This is a genomic window from Aeromonas sp. R5-4 (genome assembly GCF_040908215.1).
Classification (GTDB): domain Bacteria; phylum Pseudomonadota; class Gammaproteobacteria; order Enterobacterales; family Aeromonadaceae; genus Aeromonas; species Aeromonas veronii.
In genome coordinates, this window is the sequence record NZ_JBFODG010000028.1 from 189150 (window position 1) to 212104 (window position 22955).

Here is a 22955-nt window from a genome sequence, read left to right on the forward strand (position 1 = left end):
TTGTTACTGGTGCCTCTGTGGTCACTGGCGTAAGTGGAGCCCCTGTTATGAATGAATCCGTATCCCGTGAACCTCTGCTGCGCTGCCAGGCGCTCAACCATGTCTATAAAGAGGGGGAGCTGGAGACTCAGGTGCTCAAGGGGATCGATCTCTGTGTCGCACCCGGCGAAATGCTGGCGGTAGTGGGGAGCTCGGGCTCCGGCAAGACTACTCTGCTGCATCTGATGGGGGCGCTCGACAACCCCTCCAGCGGCGCCGTGCTGTTCAAGGGTGAGGATATCCATCATTGGGACAGCCGCACCCAGGCCCGTTTTCGCAACCGCGAGCTGGGCTTTGTCTACCAGTTCCACCACCTGCTCTCCGAGTTCAGTGCGCTGGAAAATGCCGCCATGCCGCTGCTGATCGCAGGTGAGTCGGTGGCGGTCGCTACCGAGAAGGCGACCCGGATGCTGGGACGGGTAGGGCTCTCCCATCGTCTCAACCACAGACCGTCCGAGCTCTCCGGTGGCGAACGTCAGCGGGTGGCGATCGCCCGGGCGCTGGTCAACGAACCTAGTCTGGTATTGGCGGACGAACCCACCGGCAATCTGGATCACGCCAGTGCCACCGCGGTGTATGAACTGCTGTGTGAACTGAATCGTGAACTGGGCACTGCGTTTGTGGTGGTGACTCACGACTTGAGCCTGGCGGCCAAGCTCCATCGCCGGGTGACCTTGGTGAGCGGCGTGATGGCGGAGGTTGCCTGATGTTCAAACCGCTGCCCCTCTTTCTGGGCCTGCGTTACAGCCGCTCCCGCCGTCGCAACGGGTTTATCGCCTTTATTTCTGCCTCTTCCCTGATCGGTATCGCCCTCGGGGTGATGGCGCTGATCCTGGGCCTCTCCGCCATGAACGGTTTCGAGCGGGAGCTTAAAGATCGGGTGCTCTCGGTCGTGCCGCAAGGTGAGCTGGACGCCGTCGAGCGGCCGCTGCCGGATTGGCCTCGTCTGCGTGACTACCTGCTGGCCCAGCCGGGCGTCGAGGCCGCTGCGCCGGTCATTCGCCTCAATGGCCTGCTGGAGCACGGCTCCGCCCTCAAGGGGGTGCAACTGCGCGCTGTATTGCCGGAGCTGGAAGCCAATTTGTCGGATGCGGGCAAATACATGACGGGCCGCGGCCTGCGTGAGCTGCAACCGGGTGAGCGTGGGGTGATCCTTGGCAAGACCATTGCCGACAAACTGGGAGTCAAGGTCGGGGACACTCTTGGCTTGTTGTTGCCACAAGGGGGTGATCAGACCGGGATCAAGAATCCCCGGCGCGAAGCCCTGACCGTGGTGGGGCTGCTGGAGATCGGCGGTCAGCTAGACGGTCTGCTCGGCTTTATGCATCTGGCTGATGCGCAAGCGATCACCGGTATGGGCAGCGATGTGGAGGGCTTTAGCCTGCGGGTGAGCGATGTGCTCAAGGCGCAATCCATCACGGTAGCCGCCGCACAGCAGTTCCCCCATCATGTTTACATCCGTAGCTGGATGAACAGCCAGGGCTACCTCTATCAGGACATCCAGATGGTGCGTACCGTCATGTATGTGGTGATGCTGATGGTGGTGGCCGTCGCCTGCTTCAATATCGTCTCCACTCTGGTGATGGCGGTGAACGAGAAGCGCAGCGAGATCGCCATCCTGAAGACCATGGGGGCGAGCCCCGGCCAGATCCGGCTTACCTTCGTCATTCAGGGCATGGTCAACGGCGTGGCCGGTGCGCTGCTTGGCGCCCTGCTGGGCGGGCTGCTTTCGAGCAAGCTGACCCAGATCCTGAGCGTTGTCGAAAAGCTCATCGGCCATCGCTTCCTCAATCCGGATATCTACTTTATCGACTTCTTGCCGACCGAGTTGCATATGCAGGACCTGCTCATCGTGACGGGCGCCGCCATCCTGATGAGTCTGGTGGCGACCCTCTATCCCGCCTGGCGGGCGAGCGGTCTGGTACCGTCCCGCGAGCTGGGTCACTGATGCGTTGCATCTAATGCGCAATAAAGAACGAAGGGCACCGCCGGTGCAAACCGGCGGGCCCTTCAGTTTTCTAGTCATGTAGACTGGCTTAGTGAGCGTTAAGCTCATCGAGCGGCAGGGAGAAGCTGGCCACGAAGGTGTCGATAAAGTAGCGCATCTCATCGCTCATCCGGGCTGCCAGCATGGCTTCAAGGCGCTTGCGAGCCGGTTCGAACTCCCGGTTGCCCGCGTTGATCTCCTCCAGACACTTGGTATAGGCGCAGAGGGTGTCGGCATCCTTGACCAGTCTGGCCAGCTCCTCATCCTGCATAGCCGAGTCGAGCAGCGGGCGAAAATCCTCCACCAGCTCCGGCGGCAGCATGCCAAGCAGACGCTGTTCGGCGGCCAGCTCTATCTTCTTGTACTCGCGGGCAATTTCGGGGTTGAAGTATTTGACCGGGGTGGGCAGATCGCCGGTCAGCACCTCACTGCTGTCGTGATAGAGGGCCATCACCGCGGCACGGTCGGCATTCACGCTGCCGCCAAACAGTCGGTTTTTGATAATGCCGAGGGCATGGGCCACCATGGCGACCTGCAGGCTGTGTTCGGCAATGTTTTCCGGCTGGATGTTGCGCATCAGGGGCCAGCGATAGATGAGTTTCATGCGGGCGAGATTGGCGAAAAAGTGGCTGGGTAACATGATGGCCTCAACAAAAGAGAATAGAAAAGGGCAGACCCTAGTCTGCCCTTTTTTTCGTTGCAGGGCAGCGTCTGCCCGCGCATTTCCCGCCGTTAGCGGATATAGCGGCCCGATTCCGCCTCCTGATTGGTCACGATCATCTGGCCAATGGGCGCCAGACTGATGAGTGCCAGCTTGAGGTGCTGGATACCAAACGGGATACCGATAATGGTCACGAAGCAGGCCAGTGCGGAAGCGATGTGGCCGATGGCCAGCCAGACACCGATCAGCACGAACCAGAGAATATTGCCAATCAGCCCCAGAGTGCCGGTGCCGATATCACTCTGGCCGGTCATGGTCTTGCGATTGACCGCCTGCTTGCCAAACGGGAAGAAGGTAAAGGTGCCGATCACGAAGCAGGCACGTCCCCAGGGGATGCCGACCAGCGAGATAAAGCAGACAAGACCGGCCAGCCACCAGGCTAGGCCCATAAAGATACCTCCCAGTACAAACCAGAGCAGATTGAACAAGAAGCGGAAAAAGGCCATGTGAGTGACTCCAGATCATCAATTTGGTTGTCACCATAACGAGGGAGGGGTAGGGACGCAATGGTTGATTGGCTCAATCGCCATTTGGCTGGTCAAATTGAGTCGCCGCCCGCAACGGTGGGCTGTTTTTCGGCGAAAGATGGGCAATAAAGCGGCGTTCGGATGAAAAAAGGTGAGCAAACGCAAAATTATTGCCATCGGATAGTTGAAGTCTGGCACCTCTCTCCCCATATAAAGGGCAGTTTTGCACGAATTGTGCTTGCACACCGCTCAATGTGGGGGATGTGTGGCTCGACTCGACCAAAGTGCGCCGCTATAATGCCGCGTCATATTTTCTCATCACAAAGACATATCGTTGTCTTTATAAACAGGAAGACTCCGGGCTTTGCCCAGGGGCAATAAAGGGTCAGCACACAGTGCTGAGTTGAACGAGGTAGAAGAATGCAAGTTTCTGTAGAGACAACCCAGGGTCTGGAACGCCGTCTTACCATCACTGTACCGGCCGCTACCGTAGACGCCGCTGTGCGTAAAGAATTGAATGGCCTGGCCAAAACTCGTCGCATCGACGGTTTCCGTCCTGGCAAGGCTCCGGTTGCCATCATCAAGAAGATGTTCGGCGCCATGGCTCACGCCCGCGTTGCTGATGAAATGATGCAGAGCAACTTCATCAAAGCCATCATCGAAAACAAACTGAGCCCGGCCGGTGCCCCGACCATGGATCCGAAAGAGATCAAAGAAGGTCAGGATTTCGAATTCACCGCCACTTTCGAAGTGTATCCGGAGTTCGAAGTTGCAGGTCTCGAGACCATCAAGGTCGAGAAGCCGGTTGCTACCGTGAAGGATGAAGATCTGGCCAACATGATCGACACCCTGCGCAAGCAGCACGCTACCTGGGCTGATGCCGATGTTGCCGCTGCCAATGGCATGCGTGTGACCATGGACTTCGTCGGTTCCATCGACGGTGAAGAGTTCGACGGCGGCAAAGCTGAAGGCTTCAACCTGGTGCTGGGCGCTGGCCGTATGATCCCGGGCTTCGAAGACGCCATCCTGGGCAAGAAAGCGGGCGACGAGTTCACCATCGAAGTGACCTTCCCGGCTGACTACCACGCTGAAAACCTGAAAGGCAAAGAAGCCAAGTTCGCTTCCAAGCTGATCAAGGTTGAAGAGCAGATCCTGCCTGAGCTGACCGAAGAGTTCGTGAAGCGTTTCGGTATCGAAAGCGGTTCTGTTGAAGAGCTGAAAGCCGAAGTGCGCAAGAACATGGAGCGCGAACTGGCTCAAGCCCTGAAAAACAGCGTGAAAGAGCAGGTTCTGAACGGTCTGGTTGAAGCCAACCAAATCGACCTGCCGAAAGCAGCTGTTGCTCAAGAGATCGACGCACTGCGTCAGCAGGCTCTGCAGCGCTTCGGTGGCTTCCAGGGCGGCAACGCTCCCGAGCTGCCGGCTGAACTGTTCCAGGCTCAAGCCGAGCGTCGTGTACGCGTAGGCCTGCTGCTGGGTGACGTGATCCGTACCAACGAGATCAAGGCTGACGATGCCCGTGTAAACAGCATCATCGAGTCCATGGCGACTGCCTACGAAGATCCGAAGGAAGTGATCGAGTACTACCAGAAGAACGAACAGATGCTGAACGGCGTTCGTAACCTGGCAGTAGAAGATCAAGCTATCGACCTGATCCTCTCCAAAGCGCAAGTGACCGAAAAAGAAGTTGCCTTTGACGAAGTGATCAACAAGTCTGGCGCCGCTGCCTAAGAACATTTGACTTAAGGTCAAGACTGTTAAGTATAATGGCTCGTGTGATCTCCACTCGGGCCATTTTATTTTAGGGACAATGCCTTATGTACAAGAACTATAACGATATGACCGATTCTCCCAGCAATGCGCTGGTCCCCATCGTGGTCGAACAGACTGCCAAGGGTGAACGTTCCTACGATATTTACTCCCGTCTGCTGAAAGAGCGGGTGATCTTCCTGACTGGTCAGGTTGAAGATCACATGGCCAATCTGGTGGTTGCCCAGCTGCTGTTCCTCGAGTCCGAGAATCCGGACAAGGACATCTATATCTACATCAACTCGCCGGGTGGTTCGGTGACTGCGGGCATGTCCATCTACGACACCATGCAGTTCATCAAGCCGGATGTCAGCACCGTCTGCATGGGGCAGGCCTGTTCCATGGGTGCCTTCCTGCTGGCCGGTGGCGCCAAGGGCAAGCGTTTCTGCCTGCCTAACGCCCGTGTGATGATCCACCAGCCGCTGGGTGGCTTCCAGGGGCAGGCATCTGATATCCAGATCCACGCCCAGGAGATCCTGAAGATTAAAAATACCCTGAACGAGCGCCTGGCGTTCCACACCGGTCAGGACATGGCTACTATCGAGCGTGACACCGATCGTGACAACTTCATGTCCGCCGAGCAGGCTGTGGCCTATGGTCTGGTAGACGGTGTCCTGAGCCAGCGTAGCTGAGCAGGGTGTCCCGGTCTGTTGTAAACTCAACAGGCCGATCCATCCTCTATTGATAAAACGAGGTTGCTGAATGACAGAAAAACGCAAGGGTGAGGGCGATAAGCTGCTCTACTGCTCTTTTTGCGGCAAAAGCCAGCATGAAGTGCGCAAGCTGATCGCTGGCCCTTCCGTCTACATATGCGATGAGTGTGTCGAGCTGTGCAACGACATCATCCGCGAAGAGATCCGCGAGATCTCTCCCAAGCGCGATGGTAACGAGCTGCCGACCCCTCATCAGATCCGCGCTCATCTCGATGACTATGTGATCGGGCAGGAGTACGCCAAGAAGGTGTTGGCCGTTGCCGTCTACAACCACTACAAGCGTCTGCGCAACAGCGGCGAAAACAGTGGTGTGGAGCTCGGCAAATCCAACATCCTGCTGATTGGCCCGACCGGTAGCGGTAAAACCCTGCTGGCCGAGACTCTGGCTCGTCTGCTGGATGTGCCGTTCACCATGGCCGATGCGACCACCCTGACCGAAGCCGGTTATGTGGGCGAGGACGTGGAGAACATCATCCAGAAGCTGCTGCAAAAGTGCGACTACGACGTAGAGAAGGCCCAGCGTGGCATCGTCTATATCGACGAGATCGACAAGATCTCCCGCAAGTCGGACAACCCCTCCATCACCCGCGATGTCTCCGGGGAAGGGGTACAGCAGGCACTGCTCAAGCTGATCGAAGGGACCATTGCTTCCGTGCCGCCGCAAGGTGGTCGCAAGCATCCGCAGCAGGAGTTCTTGCAGGTTGATACCTCCAAGATCCTCTTTATCTGTGGCGGTGCCTTTGCCGGTCTGGACAAGGTGATCGAGCAGCGTTCCGTGAAGGGAACCGGTATCGGTTTTGGCGCCGAGGTGAAATCCAAGGATGCCAAGGCCACCCTGAGCGAAACCTTCGCCAAGGTGGAGCCGGAAGATCTGATCAAATATGGTCTGATCCCCGAGTTCATCGGTCGTCTGCCGGTGGTCGCGACCCTGACCGAGCTGGACGAGTCTGCCCTTATCCAGATCCTGAAAGAGCCGAAAAACGCGCTGACCAAACAGTACGCGGCGTTGTTCGATCTGGAAGGGGTCGAGCTGGAGTTCCGTGACGACGCGCTCAACGCCATTGCTCGCAAGGCGATGGAGCGTAAAACTGGTGCTCGTGGTCTGCGTTCCATTGTGGAAGCCGTTCTGCTGGATACCATGTATGACCTGCCTTCTCTGGAAGGGGTCAGCAAGGTGGTGATCGACGAGACCGTGATCAAAGGGGACTCTGCGCCCTTGATGATCTACGAGAATCCCGAGACTCAGGCTGCTGCATCAGAGTAAATGTCTGATTTTTAATCAAATGGAAGGGGCTTTTTGCCCCTTTCATGCTTTTTACGGTTTCGGCGATTGAATCTCATCTCAGCGCCCCCATATACTCAGCCAAGCGCTTTGCCAACGGTATAACAAGCCGAGAGGACATATATGAACCTAGAGCGTTCAGAACGCATCGAGATTCCCGTCCTGCCTCTTCGTGACGTGGTGGTTTATCCCCACATGGTCATTCCACTCTTTGTGGGGCGGGAAAAATCCATTCGCTGTCTGGAAGCGGCCATGGAGCAGGACAAGAAAGTTCTGCTGGTGGCCCAGAAGGATGCGTCAACCGATGAGCCGACTGTGGAGGAGATCTTCACCGTCGGGACAGTGGCCAATATTCTGCAGATGCTCAAGCTGCCGGACGGCACCGTCAAGGTGCTGGTAGAGGGTGGGCAGCGTGCCCGCCTGGAGCGGATGATCGACGACAAGGATTTCTTTGTCTGCGAGGCTCAGTACATCCCCTCCCAAGCTATTGAGGAGAAGGATCAGGAAGTACTGGTTCGCTCCGCCATCGGCCAGTTTGAAGGCTATATCAAGCTCAACAAGAAGATCCCGCCCGAGGTACTGACCTCGATCTCGGCGATCGACGATGCTGCGCGTCTGGCTGACACCATGGCGGCCCACATGCCGCTCAAGCTGGAAGACAAGCAGAAGGTGCTGGAGATCGTCTCGGTTTCCGAGCGCATCGAATTCCTGATGGCGATGATGGAGTCGGAAATTGACCTGCTGCAGGTCGAGAAGCGCATCCGTACTCGCGTCAAGAAGCAGATGGAAAAGAGCCAGCGCGAGTATTACCTCAACGAGCAGATGAAGGCCATCCAGAAAGAGCTGGGTGAGCTGGAAGATAGCCCGGATGAGTTCGAAGCCCTTAATCGCAAGATTGAAGAGGCTGGCATGCCGGAAGATGCCCGTGAAAAGGCCCAGGCCGAGCTTGCCAAGCTGAAGATGATGTCTCCCATGTCTGCCGAGGCAACAGTGGTTCGCAGCTATGTGGACTGGATGGTACAGGTGCCGTGGAAGGCGCGCTCCAAGGTCAAAAAAGACCTTGGCAAGGCGCAAGAGGTGCTGGATGCCGATCACTATGGCCTCGAGAAGGTCAAGGATCGCATCCTCGAATATCTGGCGGTACAGGCACGGGTGAACAAGCTCAAGGGCCCCATCCTCTGTCTGGTTGGGCCTCCCGGTGTGGGCAAGACCTCGCTGGGCCAATCCATCGCCAAGGCGACAGGCCGCAAATATGTGCGGATGGCCTTGGGTGGGGTGCGTGACGAAGCGGAGATCCGCGGTCACCGCCGTACCTATATCGGTTCCATGCCCGGCAAACTCATCCAGAAGATGGCGAAAGTCGGCGTGAAGAACCCGCTGTTCCTGCTCGACGAGATCGACAAGATGAGCTCGGACATGCGCGGCGATCCCGCATCCGCCTTGCTGGAAGTGCTTGATCCGGAACAGAACAACAGCTTCAACGATCACTACCTGGAAGTGGATTATGACCTGTCGGACGTCATGTTCGTGGCCACCTCCAACTCCATGAACATCCCGGGCCCCTTGCTGGACCGGATGGAAGTGATCCGTCTCTCCGGTTACACCGAAGATGAGAAGCTCAACATTGCCAAGCAGCATCTGGTTGCCAAGCAGATCCAGCGCAACGGCCTGAAAGAGTCCGAGATCACCATCGAAGATTCTGCCCTGGTCGGAGTGATCCGCTACTACACCCGCGAGGCGGGTGTGCGGAGTCTGGAGCGCGAGATCTCCAAGATTTGTCGCAAGGCGGTCAAGCGCATCCTGCTGGACAAGAGCATCAAACATGTTCAGGTCAATCAGGAGAACCTCAAGGAGTTCCTCGGGGTGCAGCGTTTCGATTACGGCAAGGCCACCGACCAGAACCAGGTGGGTCAGGTGTGTGGTCTGGCGTGGACCGAAGTGGGGGGCGATCTGCTCACCATCGAGACCACCAACATGCCGGGCAAGGGCAAGCTCACTTATACCGGTTCCCTCGGTGACGTGATGCAGGAGTCCATCCAGGCGGCCATGACGGTCGTACGGGCCCGTGCCGAGAAGCTGCGCATCAACGCCGACTTCTACGAGAAGCGCGATATCCACGTGCACGTACCGGAAGGGGCCACCCCGAAAGATGGTCCGAGCGCCGGTATCGCCATGTGTACCGCCCTGGTCTCCAGCTTGACCGGTAATCCGGTTCGTGCTGATGTGGCGATGACAGGGGAGATCACCTTGCGCGGCGAAGTACTGCCCATCGGTGGTCTCAAGGAGAAGTTGCTGGCAGCCCATCGTGGCGGCATCAAGCGAGTGCTTATTCCGAAAGAGAACGAGCGTGACCTCGAGGAGATCCCGGCAAACGTCAAACAAGACCTTGAAATTTATCCGGTTCGCTGGATTGACGAGGTGCTGGAATTGGCGTTGCAGGACAATCCACAGGGGTTTGAGCGCGTTTCTGTCGTGTAAATGTTGATGCGCCGCAAATTTGGCGCATTCGGCGGGTGGTTAAGGCTTGCATGCGCCCGATAACGGAAGTAGCCTTGACCACCGATCGGGTACTCGTGATGAGTCGCAATGCGTTGTGTGGCGCGGGTTTGCGCCAGATTGTCACTTGCAACTGATCAGGAGGCTTGCTATAAAACCTCCACTTGTTGTGGCCAGGGAAATCAGCGCCGCAGCGGTGTTTGATAAAAGGGGAATATAAGAGTGAATAAATCTCAACTGATTGACAAGATTGCAGACGGTGCCGATATCTCCAAAGCTGCCGCTGGCCGTGCGTTGGATGCCTTCATTGATGCTGTTGGTGAAGCGCTGAAAGAGGGTGACCAGGTTGCTCTGGTTGGTTTCGGTACTTTCGCTGTACGCGAGCGTGCTGCCCGTTCAGGCCGTAACCCGCAGACTGGCGCGACCATCGAAATCGCTGCTGGTAAAGTTCCTGCCTTCAAAGCCGGTAAGGCCCTGAAAGACGCTGTTAACTAAGTCGGTCGCTGATATCCGTCGGCTACCGTCCTTGGTCGCAGACCAGACAAGTTAGAGAGTCTTCTCTCATACTGATTGACCAAGGCGCATCGCAATCGGTGCGCCTTTTTATTGTTTACGCCCATCGAGTTCGGGAGCATAAGTACAAACATGATGTTGGATAAACTACGCGAAGGGGCGCAGGGCAAGGTAGCCAAGGTTATCTTGGGCCTGATCATCCTCTCCTTTGCCTTGGCTGGTGTAGGTAGTTACCTGAACGGCCCGGCCCGTACCGCCCCCGCCACCGTCAATGGCACCGAGATCAGTGCTGCGGCACTGGAAAATGCCTACCGTAACGAGCGCGCCCGCATGGAATCCCAGATGGGAGAGGCATTCAGCCAGCTGGCCGCGAACCCCGATTACATGAAACAGTTCCGCCGCGGTGTGCTGGATCGGCTGATCGATCAGGCGCTGCTGGACAGTAAGGCCCGTGAACTGGGTCTGCGCATCAGTGACGAACAGATCAAGCAAGCCATCGTGGCCATGCCGGAGTTTGCCGAGAACGGCAAGTTCAACAATGACCGCTATCTGCAGCTGATCCGTCGTGCCGGCATGACTCCCGAAATGTTCCGTGACTCCCTGCGTCAGGACATGGTGCGTCAACAGTTGATGAGCGCTCTGCTGGGCACCGAATTCTCCCTCAAGGGTGAAGCGGAGCAGCTCGACAAGCTCTACAACCAGACTCGCGATCTGCGTCTGGTGCGTCTGGCTGCCGCCAACTACATGGCTGATGTTCAGGTCTCCGACAACGAGCTGGAGCAGTACTACAAGACCAATGGCGCCCGTTTCATGAACGACGAGCAGGTCAAGGTCGACTATCTGCTGCTGGACGCTGCCAACCTCGCCAAGGATATCAAGGTCACCGAGCAGGATGCCCAGGATTACTACGATCAGCACCAGGATCTGTTCCAGCGTGCCGAACGTCGCCACGTGGCTCACATCCTGATCCCGTTTGGCAAGGATGAGAAAGCGGCCGAGCAGAAAGCAGAAGCCGTGCTGGCCAAAGCCAAGGCGGGCAATGATTTCGCTGCGCTGGCCAAGGCTGACTCTTCCGATACCTTCTCTGCCAAAAAAGGCGGCGAGCTGGACTGGTTCGAGAAAGGGGTGATGGATCCGGCCTTCGAGAAAGCCGCGTTCTCCCTGAACAAGGCCGGCGATCTCTCCACCGTGGTGAAGAGCCCGTTCGGTTTCCACATCATCAAGCTGCTGGGGGTTGAAGCAGCCCAGACCAAGCCGTTTGCCGATGTGAAAGAAGAGACCATCACTCGTCTGCAAGCTGACAAGGCCAAGGAGAAGTTCTTTGCCGAGCAGCAGAAGATGGCTGACAACAGCTTCGAAAACCCGGACTCGCTGGATCTGACCGCTGATGCCATGGGGATGAAGGTTCAATCTTCCGATTTCTTCACCCAGGCGACTGCTCCGGCTCCGCTGAACGATCCCAAGGTGCTCTCCGTGGCATTCTCCGAGCAGCTGCGCGATGACAATACCAACTCCGACGTGATCGAACTGGCTGACGGCAAGGCGCTGGTGCTGCACATCACTGGTCACAAGCCCAAAGCGGTCAAGCCGCTGGCCGAGGTGAAAGAGCAGGTGATTGCCGCCATCAAGCATGACAAGGCCAGTGAAGTGGCTCGTGGCAAGGCCCAGGGTCTGCTGGACAAGCTGAAGGTCGGTGAGAGCATCACCGCCGATCTGACTGCACTCGGTCTGAAAGTGGAGACCCACAAAGGGGTTGCCCGCTTCGATCGCGAGCTGGATCAGAACCTGATTGCCCAGGCGTTCACACTGCCCCATCCGATCGACGGCAAGCCGAGCGTGGCTCTGGTTGCCGAGACCAATGGCGACCGCGTTGTGGTTGCGCTGGACAAGGTCAACGTCCCTGCCGCCGCATCCGGCATGGCTGCCATGCTGCAAGCTCAGCTGGGTCAGGGCAAAGCTCAGGTGGATTACAAGTCTCTGATCGACGAGCTGCGCAAAGCGGCCAAGATCGAGTACTTCACCAGTGTGGAAGCGACCGTCGAGTAATCGGCACTGCGCAATCCATTGAAAACGGCTCCTTGATGGAGCCGTTTTTTTATCTGTGGGCAAGAGGGGGGGAGACTCAAGCTCTGTGCTCTTCGTGTAGTCACACCGCAGCTATACGTTCTGATACGGGATATAAAAAAACCGGCACCTGAGTGCCGGTTTTGCATTGCGCACTTGCGCAGGAGCGGGGTTATACCACGCCCTGGGTGCGCAGGTAATCCTCGTAGGTGCCGCCGAAGTCGCGGATACCATCTTCGCTCAGCTCGAGGATGCGGGTCGCCAGAGAGGAGACGAATTCGCGGTCGTGGGAGACGAAGATCAGGGTACCCTTGTACATCTCGAGAGCCAGGTTCAAGGATTCGATAGATTCCATGTCCAGGTGGTTGGTCGGCTCATCCATGATCAGGATGTTGGGACGCTGCATCATCAGCTTGCCAAACAGCATGCGACCCTGTTCACCACCGGAGAGCACCTTGACCGGCTTCTTGATGTCGTCCTGGGAGAAGAGCAGACGGCCCAGTACGGAGCGTACAGCCTGCTCGTCTTCGTTCTCCTGTTTCCACTGGGCCATCCAGTCGAACACGTTGAGATCAGTGTCGAAATCTTCGGCGTGATCCTGAGCGTAGTAACCGATCTGGGCGTTTTCGGACCACTTGATGGTGCCGGTATCCGGTGCCAGATCCCCGACCAGCGTCTTGATCAGGGTCGATTTACCGATACCGTTGGTACCCAGAATGGCGACCTTCTCACCCACTTCCAGCATCATGTTCAGGCCCTTGAACAGGGGCGCCTCGCCATAACCTTTGGACAGGCCTTCGATCTCCAGAATGTTGCGGTAGAGCTTCTTCTCCTGCTCGAAGCGGATGAAGGGGTTCTGACGGCTGGAGACCTTCACTTCCTCAATCTTGATCTTGTCGATCTGCTTGAGGCGGGAGGTCGCCTGGCTGGACTTGGAGGCGTTGGCACTGAAACGGGAGACGAAGGATTGCAGATCGGCGATCTGGGCCTTCTTCTTGGCGTTGTCGGCCAGCAGACGCTCGCGCGCCTGAGTGGCGGCCAGCATGTAGTCATCGTAGTTGCCCGGATAAACGCGCAGCTCACCGTAGTCCAGATCCGCCATGTGGGTACAGACGGAGTTAAGGAAGTGACGGTCGTGAGAGATGATGATCATGGTGCTTTCACGTTCGTTGAGCACCTGTTCCAGCCAGCGAATGGTGTTGATATCCAGGTTGTTGGTCGGCTCGTCCAGCAGCAGGATGTCAGGGTTGGAGAAGAGCGCCTGTGCCAGCAGCACCCGCAGTTTCCAGCCCGGGGCCACTTCGCTCATCGGGCCGTTGTGTTGCTCGATGGGAATACCGGCACCCAGCAGCAGTTCACCTGCGCGGGACTCGGCGGTATAGCCGTCATACTCGGCGACCAGACCTTCCAGCTCGGCGGCCTTCATGTAGTCGTCGTCGGTGGCTTCTAGGTTGGCGTAGATGGCATCGCGCTCGGCGATGGCCGCCCACAGCTCGGTGTGACCCATCATGACTACGTCCAGTACGCGCATATCTTCGTAGGCGAACTGATCCTGACGCAGCTTACCGATGCGCTCGTTGACGTCCAGGCTCACATTACCGCCAGTGGGCTCCAGATCACCGCCGAGGATCTTCATAAAGGTGGACTTGCCACAGCCGTTGGCGCCGATAAGGCCATAGCGGTTGCCGCCGCCAAACTTGACGTTGATGTTCTCAAACAGCGGCTTGGCGCCGAACTGCATGGTGATGTTGTTGCTACTTAACAAGGTATGTGTCCCGATTGGTCTGTCAAATGGCGCGCATTATGGCACAGATCCCCCGAAAGTTTTAGCGAGAAGTGTGATCTTGATCGGGGCAAGCGGGGCGTGCAGCCGATTGATGGGCAATAAAAAAAGCCGGCATGAAGCCGGCTTGGAAGTATGAACTTGATCTGTTAGTGGGAGGTGGCGCCAGAGGCACCCAGCCCGGTTTGGGAGCGAACGAACTGCGGCAGGAACTTGGCGTGTTCGTCGGCGGCGTTCTGGGAGCTGTCGGTGATGGAGAAGAACCAGATCCCGACGAAGGCCAACCCCATGGAGAAGAGGGCAGGGTATTCGTAGGGGAAGATGGCCTGGGCATGGCCCAGCACTTTCACCCACACGGTCGGGCCCAGGATCATCAGGGTTACGGCGCTCACCAGCCCCAGCCAGCCACCGTAAACGGCGCCACGGGTGGTCAGGCGTGACCAGAACATGGAGAGGAACAGTACCGGGAAGTTGCAGCTGGCGGCGATGGAGAAGGCCAGACCCACCATGAAGGCGATGTTCTGCTTCTCGAACAGGATCCCCAGACCAATGGCAACCACACCCAGCACCAGAGTCGTCATCTTGGAGACACGCAGTTCATCGGTCTCGTTGGCCTTGCCCTTCTTCAACACGCTGGCATAGAGGTCATGGGAGACCGCAGAGGCACCGGCCAGGGTCAATCCGGCAACTACCGCCAGAATGGTGGCAAATGCCACGGCGGAGATGAAGCCGAGGAACAGGCTGCCACCGACCGCATTGGCCAGATGTACTGCCGCCATGTTGGTGCCGCCCAGCAGGGCGCCGGTGGCGTCCTTGAAGGCCGGGTTGGTGCTCACCAGCAAGATGGCGCCAAAGCCAATGATGAAGGTGAGGATGTAGAAGTAGCCGATAAAGCCGGTGGCGTAGAACACCGATTTACGTGCCTCTTTGGCATCGCTTACGGTGAAGAAACGCATCAGGATATGGGGGAGACCGGCGGTACCGAACATCAATGCCAGACCGAGCGAGATGGCGGAGATGGGGTCAGCAACCAGGCCACCCGGGCTCATGATGGCGATCCCTTTCTCGTGCACCTTGACCGCTTCGCTAAACAGGGCACCGATATCGAAGTTGACAGATTTCATGACCATGATGGCCATGAAGCTGGCACCGGAGAGCAGCATCACTGCCTTGATGATCTGCACCCAGGTGGTGGCCAGCATGCCGCCAAACAGCACGTAGAGCACCATCAGGATACCGACCAGCACCACGGCCACATGGTATTGCAGGCCAAACAGCAGCTCGATCAGTTTGCCGGCACCGACCATCTGGGCGATCAGGTAGAGGGCGACCACCACCAGCGAACCACAGGCGGAGAGGGTACGCACTTCAGTCTGCTTGAGGCGGTAGGAGGCGACATCGGCGAAGGTGTACTTGCCGAGATTGCGCAGCCGTTCGGCGATCAGGAACAGAATGATGGGCCAGCCCACCAGAAAGCCGATGGAGTAGATGAGGCCGTCATAGCCGGAGGTGTAGACCAGCGCGGAGATCCCGAGGAAGGAGGCGGCGGACATATAGTCACCGGCGATGGCCAGACCGTTCTGGAAGCCGGTGATACGGCCACCGGCCGCATAGTAGTCGGAAGCCGAGCGGTTGCGCTTGGAGGCCCAGTAGGTGATGAACAGGGTAGCGGCCACAAACACCAGAAACATCACGATGGCGGCGACATTAAGGGGCTGACGCTCCACGGCGCCAGAGATTGCATCGGCCGCCAGCAGGGGAGAGGAGGCCAGTGAGGTCAACAGCAGCAACTTGCCTTTCATGATTGCACCCCTTTGAGGATCTTCTGGTTCAGTTCATCAAACTCGCCGTTGGCGCGAAAGACATAGACGCCGGTCAACACGAAGGAGGAGAGGATCAATCCTACCCCGACAGGAATGCCGCGAGTAATGGTCGACCCTTCGCTCAGGGGGGTGCCGAGCCAACCGGGGGCAAAGGCGATGAGCAGAATAAACGCCAGGTAGAGTCCCAGCATCAGAGCCGAGAGGGCCCAGGCAAAACGCTGGCGCTTGGCGACCAGCTCCTGGAAGTTGGGATCTTGCTGGATCCTCAGATAGCTTTGCTGTTCCATTGCAGTTCTCCATGACATGAGTGTCAGCGGTGGATGGGGTAACCCCGACGAGCAGGCAATCTGCTCATGTAAGCAAAATGTGAATTAAATGTTATTTATCGACAATTAGACTTTGGGATAAGCCAGCGGCGAGCCGCAGGTCAGGCGCAGGTAGATGAGCGCGGCCGTGGTGGCATCGGCAAGGGCATCGTGGGCGGGCAGGGATGGTAGTTCAAGGTGGCTACAGATGGAACTCAAGTGGAGGTCAATGGCCGCATCGGGGTAGCGGCGATAGAGGTGGTCGTGATAGAGCTGGCTCACCTCGATCCCTCGCTGGGGCAGGGTCAATCCCCACAATTTCTGGCAGGCGAGATTGAGAATGCGCAGGTCGTAGGCGATGTGATAGCCCACCAGTTCGCGCGGGCCGATATAGTCGAGTAGCAGGCGCAGCGCGGCTTCCAGCTCCATCCCCTGTTGCAGATCCTGATGGCGCAGACCGTGGATCACCACAGATTGGCTGGTCAGGCTGGCCGGTGGCTGTACCTTGATGGCGAGGGCCTCGCCGGTCAGCAGCCGGTTACCCTGAATGCGCACCGCCCCGATGGAGACGATCTCGGCCTGCTCGGGATCGAGACTGGTGGTCTCGAAATCGAGGGCGATCCGTTCATCTTCCGGTGGGGTGGCAAAGAGTGGCGCGAACTCGCCCGTTCGGAACGCACGGCCATACCAGTAGCGTCGAACGCGGTTCAACATGGCTATTGTCTCAGACGAAAGTGCAAGGTGAGCCACTGCTGGAACTTTTTCACCTGATGCAGCGCCTGGCGCAACAGATCCCGCTCGCTGTGGCTGAGCTCGCTTGTCTGCACCCGACTACCGCTCCCCTTGAGCTGGCTGCGCAGCCTAAGCCGGATAAAGAGCCGGAACGCCTCTGCCAGATTGCTGCCATAGTCGGTACTGAGCCGATCGGCGGCCACCAGTGCGTCGATACGCCCCAGGGTTGAAGTCTCCAGAATGCCTGCCTCAAGGGCCAACATGCGGATACCGTGAACCAGCGGGAACAGGCCGCCCCGCTTCAGATCCAGCCCTTCCGGTGGCTGCTCCAGCCTGCCAAACAGGGTGAGCGGCGCGTGAAAGGCCACCGCCGGTCGCACCATCTCCGCCAGCAGATCCCGTCTGTCCGCCAACTGCTCGCGCAGCGCTCTGGCAACCGGCAGATGGAGCTGACGATCCCCCGCGATGGGATGAGCATCGGCCAGGGTGGCGAGCCAGAGCAGCTCATCCTCCTTTGCCGTGGTGCAGGCGCTGGCAATGGCGCTTTGCCACTCGCTGCCTGTTTTTACCCAGGCCGGATTATTCACCATCACCTGCCCGGGGCAGAGGGGGTAGCCGAGGCGCTCCAGCAGGGCGCTGAATTCGGCCAGATCGGCTGCCTGGGTGGGCCATGCCAGCCCCTCTGGCAGGATCAGGGCGTTGTCCTGATCGGTTTTGAGGATCTGCTCGCCACGCCCCTCCGAGCCCAGCATCAACAGGCAGACTCTATCCTGCACCTCGGGGGGGATCACCAGCGCAAAGGCTTTGGCGATCAGCTGTTCATTGATGGTGGCGATCAGCTTCATCAAAAAGGCGGTGTGGATCCCCTGGGCAAACAGCGAGCGGGTCAGTTGTTGCTGCTCGCGGGCGACCGCCTCCAGCGCCGGCAGGCTGTCGGCGCGGGCAATGCGCAGGGTCAGCACGTGGGAGTGGGTAGAGAAGAGCCCCAGCACCTGGGTCAGTTGCAGGATCCCCGCCACCTCGTTGCCACGCCACACCACCAGTCGCTTGATGCGATGGCGGGTCATCAGCAGCAGGGCATCAAACAGATAGCTCTCCAGCGGCAGACCAATCAAGGGCGTGGGGGTCAGCACAGAGAGGGGCGCCGTCAGCGGCAATCCCTTGAGGGTCAGGGCGTGGAGCAAGGTCTTGCGGGTTGCCAGCGTGAGGGAGCCGTCGTGGGCCGGGTAGAGCAGACAATCGGTCCCCTTGCTCACCATGGCTTCGGTCGCTGCGAGCAGTGACAGCTTGCTGTCGACGATAAGCGGTGCCTGCAGGTGACCCGGTTCGATGCGGGTCAGGATAAACTCCGCCAGATTCTTCTGCCCCAGTTGTTCGCGTTGCTCCTGCTGGCGCTGGCGCTCGGCCAGATTGGCGGTGAAGTAGCTGGCAAACTGCGGATCCTGCTCACAGAGCGCCAGAAAGGTGTGGCGAGGAATGAGCTGACAAAGGCTATCTTCCAGCGCGGTGAAGCGGTGGCGGCAGCGGCCATCAAACTGGGCGCGCACATCGAACAGATCATCGACCCCGTAATCACCAAACTGGTGGTGAGGAGCAGACTCTTCCACCGCCCCCTTGATGATGAGATAGAGGCCGGGAGGCTCGTCCCCCTCCTTGAGCAGCAGATCCCCGGCCCGAAAATAGCAGAGCGAAAGGTGGCGTGAGAGTCGCTCGCGCGCCTCTTCGTCCAGTCGGTCGAACGGTGGTCTGGCAAAATTGAACAGGGTTGACATGACAGCGTCCTCTGCTGGCTTGCGGCACTCATGCAGCTCCCAGTGTGACAAAGGGAGGGGGAGGCGACCAGCCGACTTTAGTCTCAGCTGTACCGCCTGTTCACACTCTGATAACGTGGTGGTATGACCAGTGAGTCAGTTTCAGGGATCAAGGAGAGGACAAGGGAGATGGAAAAACCAAGGGTCAAGTGCGAGATCCACGACGGGATTGCCGACGTGATGCTGACGCGGGGGGATAAACTCAATGCGTTGGACCGCGCCATGTTCAGCGCCATCGATGAAACACTAACGCAACTCGCCCGGCACAAGGGGTTGCGGGCGGTGATCCTGCACGGCGAGGGGCGGGCCTTCTGCGCCGGGCTGGATGTGAAATCCATGCTGAGACAGCCGGTGGCGGCGCTCGATATTCTCAAGCGTGAAGCAGACGAAGCGACCAATCTGGCCCAGCGGGTCGCCTATGGCTGGCATCAGCTGCCTGTGCCGGTGATTGCGGTGACCCAGGGAGTCTGTTTTGGCGGTGGCTTGCAGATTGCGCTCGGGGCCGATTTTCGCTTCAGCACCCCCGATTGCCGCTTCTCGGTGATGGAGATCAAGTGGGGCATCATCCCCGACATGAGTGGCAGTGTCACCATGCGTAACCTGATGGGGCTGGATACTGCCATGGAGTTGGCTATGAGCGGGCGTGAACTGGATGCCGTCGAGGCCAAAGCTCTCGGGATGGTGAGCCGTGTTTGCGCCGATCCGCTGGTGGAGGCGCGGGAGTTTGCCCGCACCCTTATCACCAAGTCGCCGGATGCACTGGCGGGGATCAAGCAGCTCTACAGTCAGGCCTGGGCCCGCAGCGATGAGGCGATGCTCAAAGAGGAGACCCGCTTGCAAAAGCAGATCCTGGGGCGACCCAATCAGTGGCGGGCCACCCTTAACAGCCTGTTTCGCTGGCGGCTGTCTTTCGGGCCGCGCCGCAATCCGCTCTGACTGCGAGCTGCACGAGCGATCTACGGTCTGCCCGACTACTTGGGTGGCCTGCAGTCGGCTTTGCTTAACCAGGATGCCACCCTGTTTCGGCGCAAATACTTCCTCAACGGCGCCCACATGGGCTTCATCTTCTACGCCACCGACCCGAACATGGACGACGATACCGAGGAAGAGATGAAGGAGATGATCGCCAGCAGCAAGGGGGTGGGGAATTTTCGCTCCATGTTCGTGAACATCCCGGACGGCAAGCCCGATGGCATCAAGTTGATCCCGGTGGGGGATATCGCCACCAAGGACGAGTTCGCCGCCATCAAGGGGATCACCGCCCAGGATGTACTGACCTCTCACCGCTTCCCGGCGGCGCTGGCCGGTATCATTCCAACTAATGGCGGGGGAGGGCTCGGGGATCCCGAGAAGTACGATGCGACTTATGCCCGCAACGAGGTGCTGCCGCTGTGCGAACTTATCCAGGATGCCATCAACAGCGCGGGACTCCCGTCTCCCTGCGGGTCGATTTTCGGGAGAATATCGGTTCAACTGTATAAACAAACAGTGTTTGCTGTGGCAAGATAGGCTGTTGATTTGGATAGAAAAGGGGGCGTAATGCGGGTTTATTGCAAAGTGTGTGGCCAGCGGGGCCGCATTACCAAGACCACCAACCAGCTAGTGCTCAGCTTGATGGGGTCGCTGACGCCTGAGGGGCGGCAGTTGGTACTGAAAGGATTGGGGGCGCAATAGTGCCCCTAGTTGTTATTCTGAATTGAATCGACATGGTCTCGGTACTAATTAGATCACTTGCAGGAACTCGTTTTGCTGACGCGGAAAGCAACCCAAATAGGCTCAACTTGGGGATTTCCCATTTTTAACGATGGCGCAACAGGGTCAAATGCAGCGTTAACTAACCCTTGAGGATAACTCTCTTTGGTGGATAGTCTTACAATTGGGTAATAGCCAACTCGCAGGATGGGGCTGTGTATTTCGGATGTTCGATATTGCGACGTTAAACTAAATGTGTGATTCATTATCAGATCATCTTCTCTATTTATTTTTGTATATATATCAGCAAATGTTTCGACAGCGTTAATACCTAAAGTAACCAATCCAACGCCAGACATTGTAAATGTGGCACCTGTCATGGCTTTAAGAGCAGCGCTGTGAATACTGATGTTTTTTGATTCGTCCGGAAGATGTGTTGATAATTTTTTGGTTTGATTAGTCATGTCTGACTTGAGGTTGTCAGCTTCTTTTTCATCCAACTCAACCATGCTTAGGTGAAATACTATGTCACCTCCCTCATATTTTCTTGGACCGTAGATGGGCACATTTTCAAATGAGAGCGGGCGGTGAGATAGTTGGCCTACAGTGGATAAAACATTGTATTCTGCGCTTGAGGGATAACGATCTTCTGGTTTCTTATTTATGTTTGTGCTGTCCATTCTCTCATAAACGGCTATTGCTAGCGTAATTTCACTACGGGGGGTTGAGGATAAAGCTTTCTCCAAGCTATCTTCAAAAGTCTGATTAATATATCCGCCGACTAAGTCGACCACAATGCAGTCATCCTTTAATACCTTAGTCTGGTTAGCGTTGGAAGGCACTATATTAGGATTTTGTATCGGCTGTCTTGCGCTTCCATTCCTGAGTTCATACGTCGCCTCCGTAGTGGTTAATGGTGGGATGTAACCTACAACACTATTAGATTCAAATCGATTGGCCGTACCACTAAAAATGCTGCAACCTGATAAAGATGTCATAAGTAATGTGGCAATTGGAATTTTTTTCATGATTAAAACCCCTTGGTACCTTAGCTTTAAATATGATTGTTAAACAAAAGCAGATAAGCAGTAGTGTTGAATTGTTAACAGTGTATTCATTTAGAAATTGAAGATAGTATTGATTTTTTTATAGGTCAAGCTGGGGGAATGATATTTCATGTCAGTAGTTATGGGCTTACTGGGACTGTGCATTTAGAACTGAGAAGTTAATTCTATCACGAGCAGTAGCTTATAGGTTGCACAAAACTAGTTTGATAGATTTAACCCGTGGATCATTTAATATTGATCCATTCACGGTCAGGATGTGAGCATTCACATGCTTCCGGTATGATGCATATTCACCCACAACTTCATGGGGGATCAGCAGTGCTTCGATAATGTTGAAATACTCGTCATAAATTACGGCGGCTAGCGCATCAAAATCTTTATTTTTATAATTTCTAATAGCGCTAAGCTGGCGCGATCTTTTTGTAGACGTAACGCGTCGCCCCTTGATCTGTATGCGCACACCATCTTTACTGATTCCGTCATATCCAGCCTTAGAGTTTGCTTGAAGATCAAGCTTCAGGGCCTTTGCAACTAGCCATTCTGTATAATCGCCGACAGGATTATTTTGGGTTCTAACGACGCCTCTTGCATTAAGCTCATTTGTTGCAGATGACTGGAGTTGAAGAAGTTCTTTGTTGGTAAGGTCACTTAGTCGCACTTGCTTTCCTGTTCAGCTAATACTGATGTTGATAGATTTTATGATTTTTTTAAATTTCATTTTCCATGAATATTTTCAAAAAATGCCTATTGAATTCGGTGCCAATACCATGTTGAACAGCTGCGCGCATTAGAACTTTATTTAAATTTTCCATGTATGGCAGAATCTTATCGTACCAATCAACTATTAAATATTTTTTGTGAGCATTAATATACTCTGTAATCTGAGGCTTTATGCTATCTGGAACATTTATCATAAGAGCATTGTACGCAACAACAACCTCATTCATATGCATATAGATGGACTGAACCCTCAGATATGATCTATATGTAAAGTCATTTCTAATATTTGATATTTCAAAATCGAGAACATTTCTTTCACTAGATTTAATGAGGAAGTAGTCTACCGCATCGGCAAGGTCTAACATCGTTTTTCCATTATTTAATGTACCATTTTCCTTACTAAATTCTTCCAACTCATTTATGATAAAATCTCGCCTTTGGCACACGTATTCGGAGATGTTGTTAAGCTTAACTTCGATATACTCTAATGTTTGAAAAATTTGGCTTGATTCTAATGACTTCGCTTGGCTTTCACTCGCAGCACGCATATCCTTTATTTCTAGATATTGCAGGTTTAAATCACGATTTTGAAGCAAGACTGTTACGATTAACCATAAAAACGCTAGCGCACCAGACAAACCAGCGATCGCATCACCTATTTCGTTTATGTCCTTAGACAAAAGTTCTTTCGAATTTGCTAATAATATAAAGCACAAGATAAGCAATGCTGTAAAATAGCTTGGATATAATAACAATGGTTTTGTTTGTTTATTTATTTTTATAAACTTCAAACATATCCATTTAAGAGCCCTTTTGGGATTTCTTTTGGTTATACTCAAAATTTTCAAAGCTTGCTCCATGTATGTAAAATAGTTGGTGGTGATTATGTTTGCTTGCTATTAGCATGTGTATATCTACTTCTATGTAAGTG

At 55.9% G+C, this 22955-nt stretch carries 19 protein-coding genes and 1 pseudogene; 10 read left to right on the forward strand and 10 right to left on the reverse strand.

Going from position 1 to position 22955, the window contains the following annotated elements; all coding sequences use genetic code 11:
* Positions 1–47 precede the first annotated feature (47 nt).
* On the forward strand, positions 48–746 hold the full coding sequence (gene lolD / locus AB5Y83_RS14530; RefSeq protein WP_368175398.1) for a lipoprotein-releasing ABC transporter ATP-binding protein LolD: 699 nt from the start codon (positions 48–50) through the stop codon (positions 744–746).
* Entirely contained in the window at positions 746–1987 is a 1242-nt protein-coding gene (gene lolE / locus AB5Y83_RS14535) for a lipoprotein-releasing ABC transporter permease subunit LolE (protein ID WP_005360064.1), read from the forward strand. Before lolD ends, lolE begins: the two co-directional genes overlap by 1 nt.
* Positions 1988–2075: 88 nt before the next feature.
* On the opposite strand, the gene yfbR is transcribed toward lolE, so the two are convergent.
* Both yfbR and AB5Y83_RS14545 read right to left on the reverse strand, forming a co-directional pair.
* Positions 2076–2666, reverse strand: a complete 591-nt coding sequence (yfbR, locus tag AB5Y83_RS14540) for a 5'-deoxynucleotidase (RefSeq protein WP_151286560.1) — start codon at positions 2664–2666, stop codon at positions 2076–2078.
* A gap of 92 nt (positions 2667–2758) precedes the next feature.
* On the reverse strand, positions 2759–3193 hold the full coding sequence (locus AB5Y83_RS14545) for a YccF domain-containing protein (protein ID WP_158110079.1): 435 nt from the start codon (positions 3191–3193) through the stop codon (positions 2759–2761).
* Between the two features lie 441 nt (positions 3194–3634).
* Here AB5Y83_RS14545 and tig point away from each other — a divergent pair, with 441 nt between their 5' ends.
* From tig to ppiD, 6 genes are all read left to right on the forward strand, one after another.
* Positions 3635–4945, forward strand: coding sequence for a trigger factor (tig, locus tag AB5Y83_RS14550; protein ID WP_005345092.1), 1311 nt, complete (start codon positions 3635–3637; stop codon positions 4943–4945).
* An 86-nt stretch (positions 4946–5031) separates the two neighbouring features.
* Positions 5032–5655, forward strand: coding sequence for an ATP-dependent Clp endopeptidase proteolytic subunit ClpP (clpP, locus tag AB5Y83_RS14555; protein WP_005336979.1), 624 nt, complete (start codon positions 5032–5034; stop codon positions 5653–5655).
* A gap of 70 nt (positions 5656–5725) precedes the next feature.
* Positions 5726–7000: an ATP-dependent protease ATP-binding subunit ClpX gene (clpX, locus tag AB5Y83_RS14560; protein WP_005336977.1), complete on the forward strand. Its 1275-nt coding sequence runs from the start codon at positions 5726–5728 to the stop codon at positions 6998–7000.
* Positions 7001–7141: 141 nt separating this feature from the next.
* Positions 7142–9496 (forward strand): endopeptidase La, encoded by a 2355-nt coding sequence (gene lon / locus AB5Y83_RS14565; protein ID WP_005336976.1) that lies wholly within the window; start codon positions 7142–7144, stop codon positions 9494–9496.
* 240 nt (positions 9497–9736) lie between these two features.
* Positions 9737–10009: a nucleoid-associated protein HU-beta gene (gene hupB / locus AB5Y83_RS14570; protein WP_005315375.1), complete on the forward strand. Its 273-nt coding sequence runs from the start codon at positions 9737–9739 to the stop codon at positions 10007–10009.
* Positions 10010–10159: 150 nt separating this feature from the next.
* Positions 10160–12073, forward strand: a complete 1914-nt coding sequence (gene ppiD / locus AB5Y83_RS14575; protein WP_368175399.1) for a peptidylprolyl isomerase — start codon at positions 10160–10162, stop codon at positions 12071–12073.
* 190 nt (positions 12074–12263) lie between these two features.
* Here ppiD and AB5Y83_RS14580 read toward each other — a convergent pair whose 3' ends face one another.
* The 5 genes from AB5Y83_RS14580 to AB5Y83_RS14600 form a co-directional block, all read right to left on the reverse strand.
* Positions 12264–13856: an ABC-F family ATPase gene (locus AB5Y83_RS14580; RefSeq protein WP_005351341.1), complete on the reverse strand. Its 1593-nt coding sequence runs from the start codon at positions 13854–13856 to the stop codon at positions 12264–12266.
* 167 nt (positions 13857–14023) lie between these two features.
* Positions 14024–15676, reverse strand: coding sequence for a cation acetate symporter (locus tag AB5Y83_RS14585; RefSeq protein ID WP_335848737.1), 1653 nt, complete (start codon positions 15674–15676; stop codon positions 14024–14026).
* Entirely contained in the window at positions 15673–15984 is a 312-nt protein-coding gene (locus tag AB5Y83_RS14590; protein ID WP_040068110.1) for a DUF485 domain-containing protein, read from the reverse strand. Before AB5Y83_RS14590 ends, AB5Y83_RS14585 begins: the two co-directional genes overlap by 4 nt.
* Before the next feature lie 105 nt (positions 15985–16089).
* A complete protein-coding gene (locus AB5Y83_RS14595) occupies positions 16090–16716 on the reverse strand; it encodes a 3'-5' exonuclease (RefSeq protein ID WP_368175400.1) in 627 nt (208 codons plus the stop codon).
* A gap of 2 nt (positions 16717–16718) precedes the next feature.
* Entirely contained in the window at positions 16719–18506 is a 1788-nt protein-coding gene (locus tag AB5Y83_RS14600) for a putative nucleotidyltransferase substrate binding domain-containing protein (RefSeq protein WP_368175401.1), read from the reverse strand.
* A gap of 168 nt (positions 18507–18674) precedes the next feature.
* Here AB5Y83_RS14600 and AB5Y83_RS14605 point away from each other — a divergent pair, with 168 nt between their 5' ends.
* Positions 18675–19481: a crotonase/enoyl-CoA hydratase family protein gene (locus AB5Y83_RS14605; RefSeq protein ID WP_368175402.1), complete on the forward strand. Its 807-nt coding sequence runs from the start codon at positions 18675–18677 to the stop codon at positions 19479–19481.
* A gap of 18 nt (positions 19482–19499) precedes the next feature.
* Positions 19500–20026 (forward strand): annotated as a pseudogene (locus tag AB5Y83_RS14610) (phage portal protein); the annotation flags it as partial.
* 246 nt (positions 20027–20272) lie between these two features.
* Here AB5Y83_RS14610 and AB5Y83_RS14615 read toward each other — a convergent pair.
* The 3 genes from AB5Y83_RS14615 to AB5Y83_RS14625 all read right to left on the reverse strand — a co-directional run bounded on the left by AB5Y83_RS14615 (position 20273) and on the right by AB5Y83_RS14625 (position 22872).
* A complete protein-coding gene (locus tag AB5Y83_RS14615) occupies positions 20273–21265 on the reverse strand; it encodes a hypothetical protein (RefSeq protein ID WP_368175403.1) in 993 nt (330 codons plus the stop codon).
* Positions 21266–21485: 220 nt separating this feature from the next.
* On the reverse strand, positions 21486–21962 hold the full coding sequence (locus tag AB5Y83_RS14620) for a hypothetical protein (RefSeq protein ID WP_368175404.1): 477 nt from the start codon (positions 21960–21962) through the stop codon (positions 21486–21488).
* Between the two features lie 49 nt (positions 21963–22011).
* Complete coding sequence (locus tag AB5Y83_RS14625; RefSeq protein WP_368175405.1) at positions 22012–22872, reverse strand: hypothetical protein; 861 nt, start codon at positions 22870–22872, stop codon at positions 22012–22014.
* Between the last annotated feature and the right edge of the window lie 83 nt (positions 22873–22955).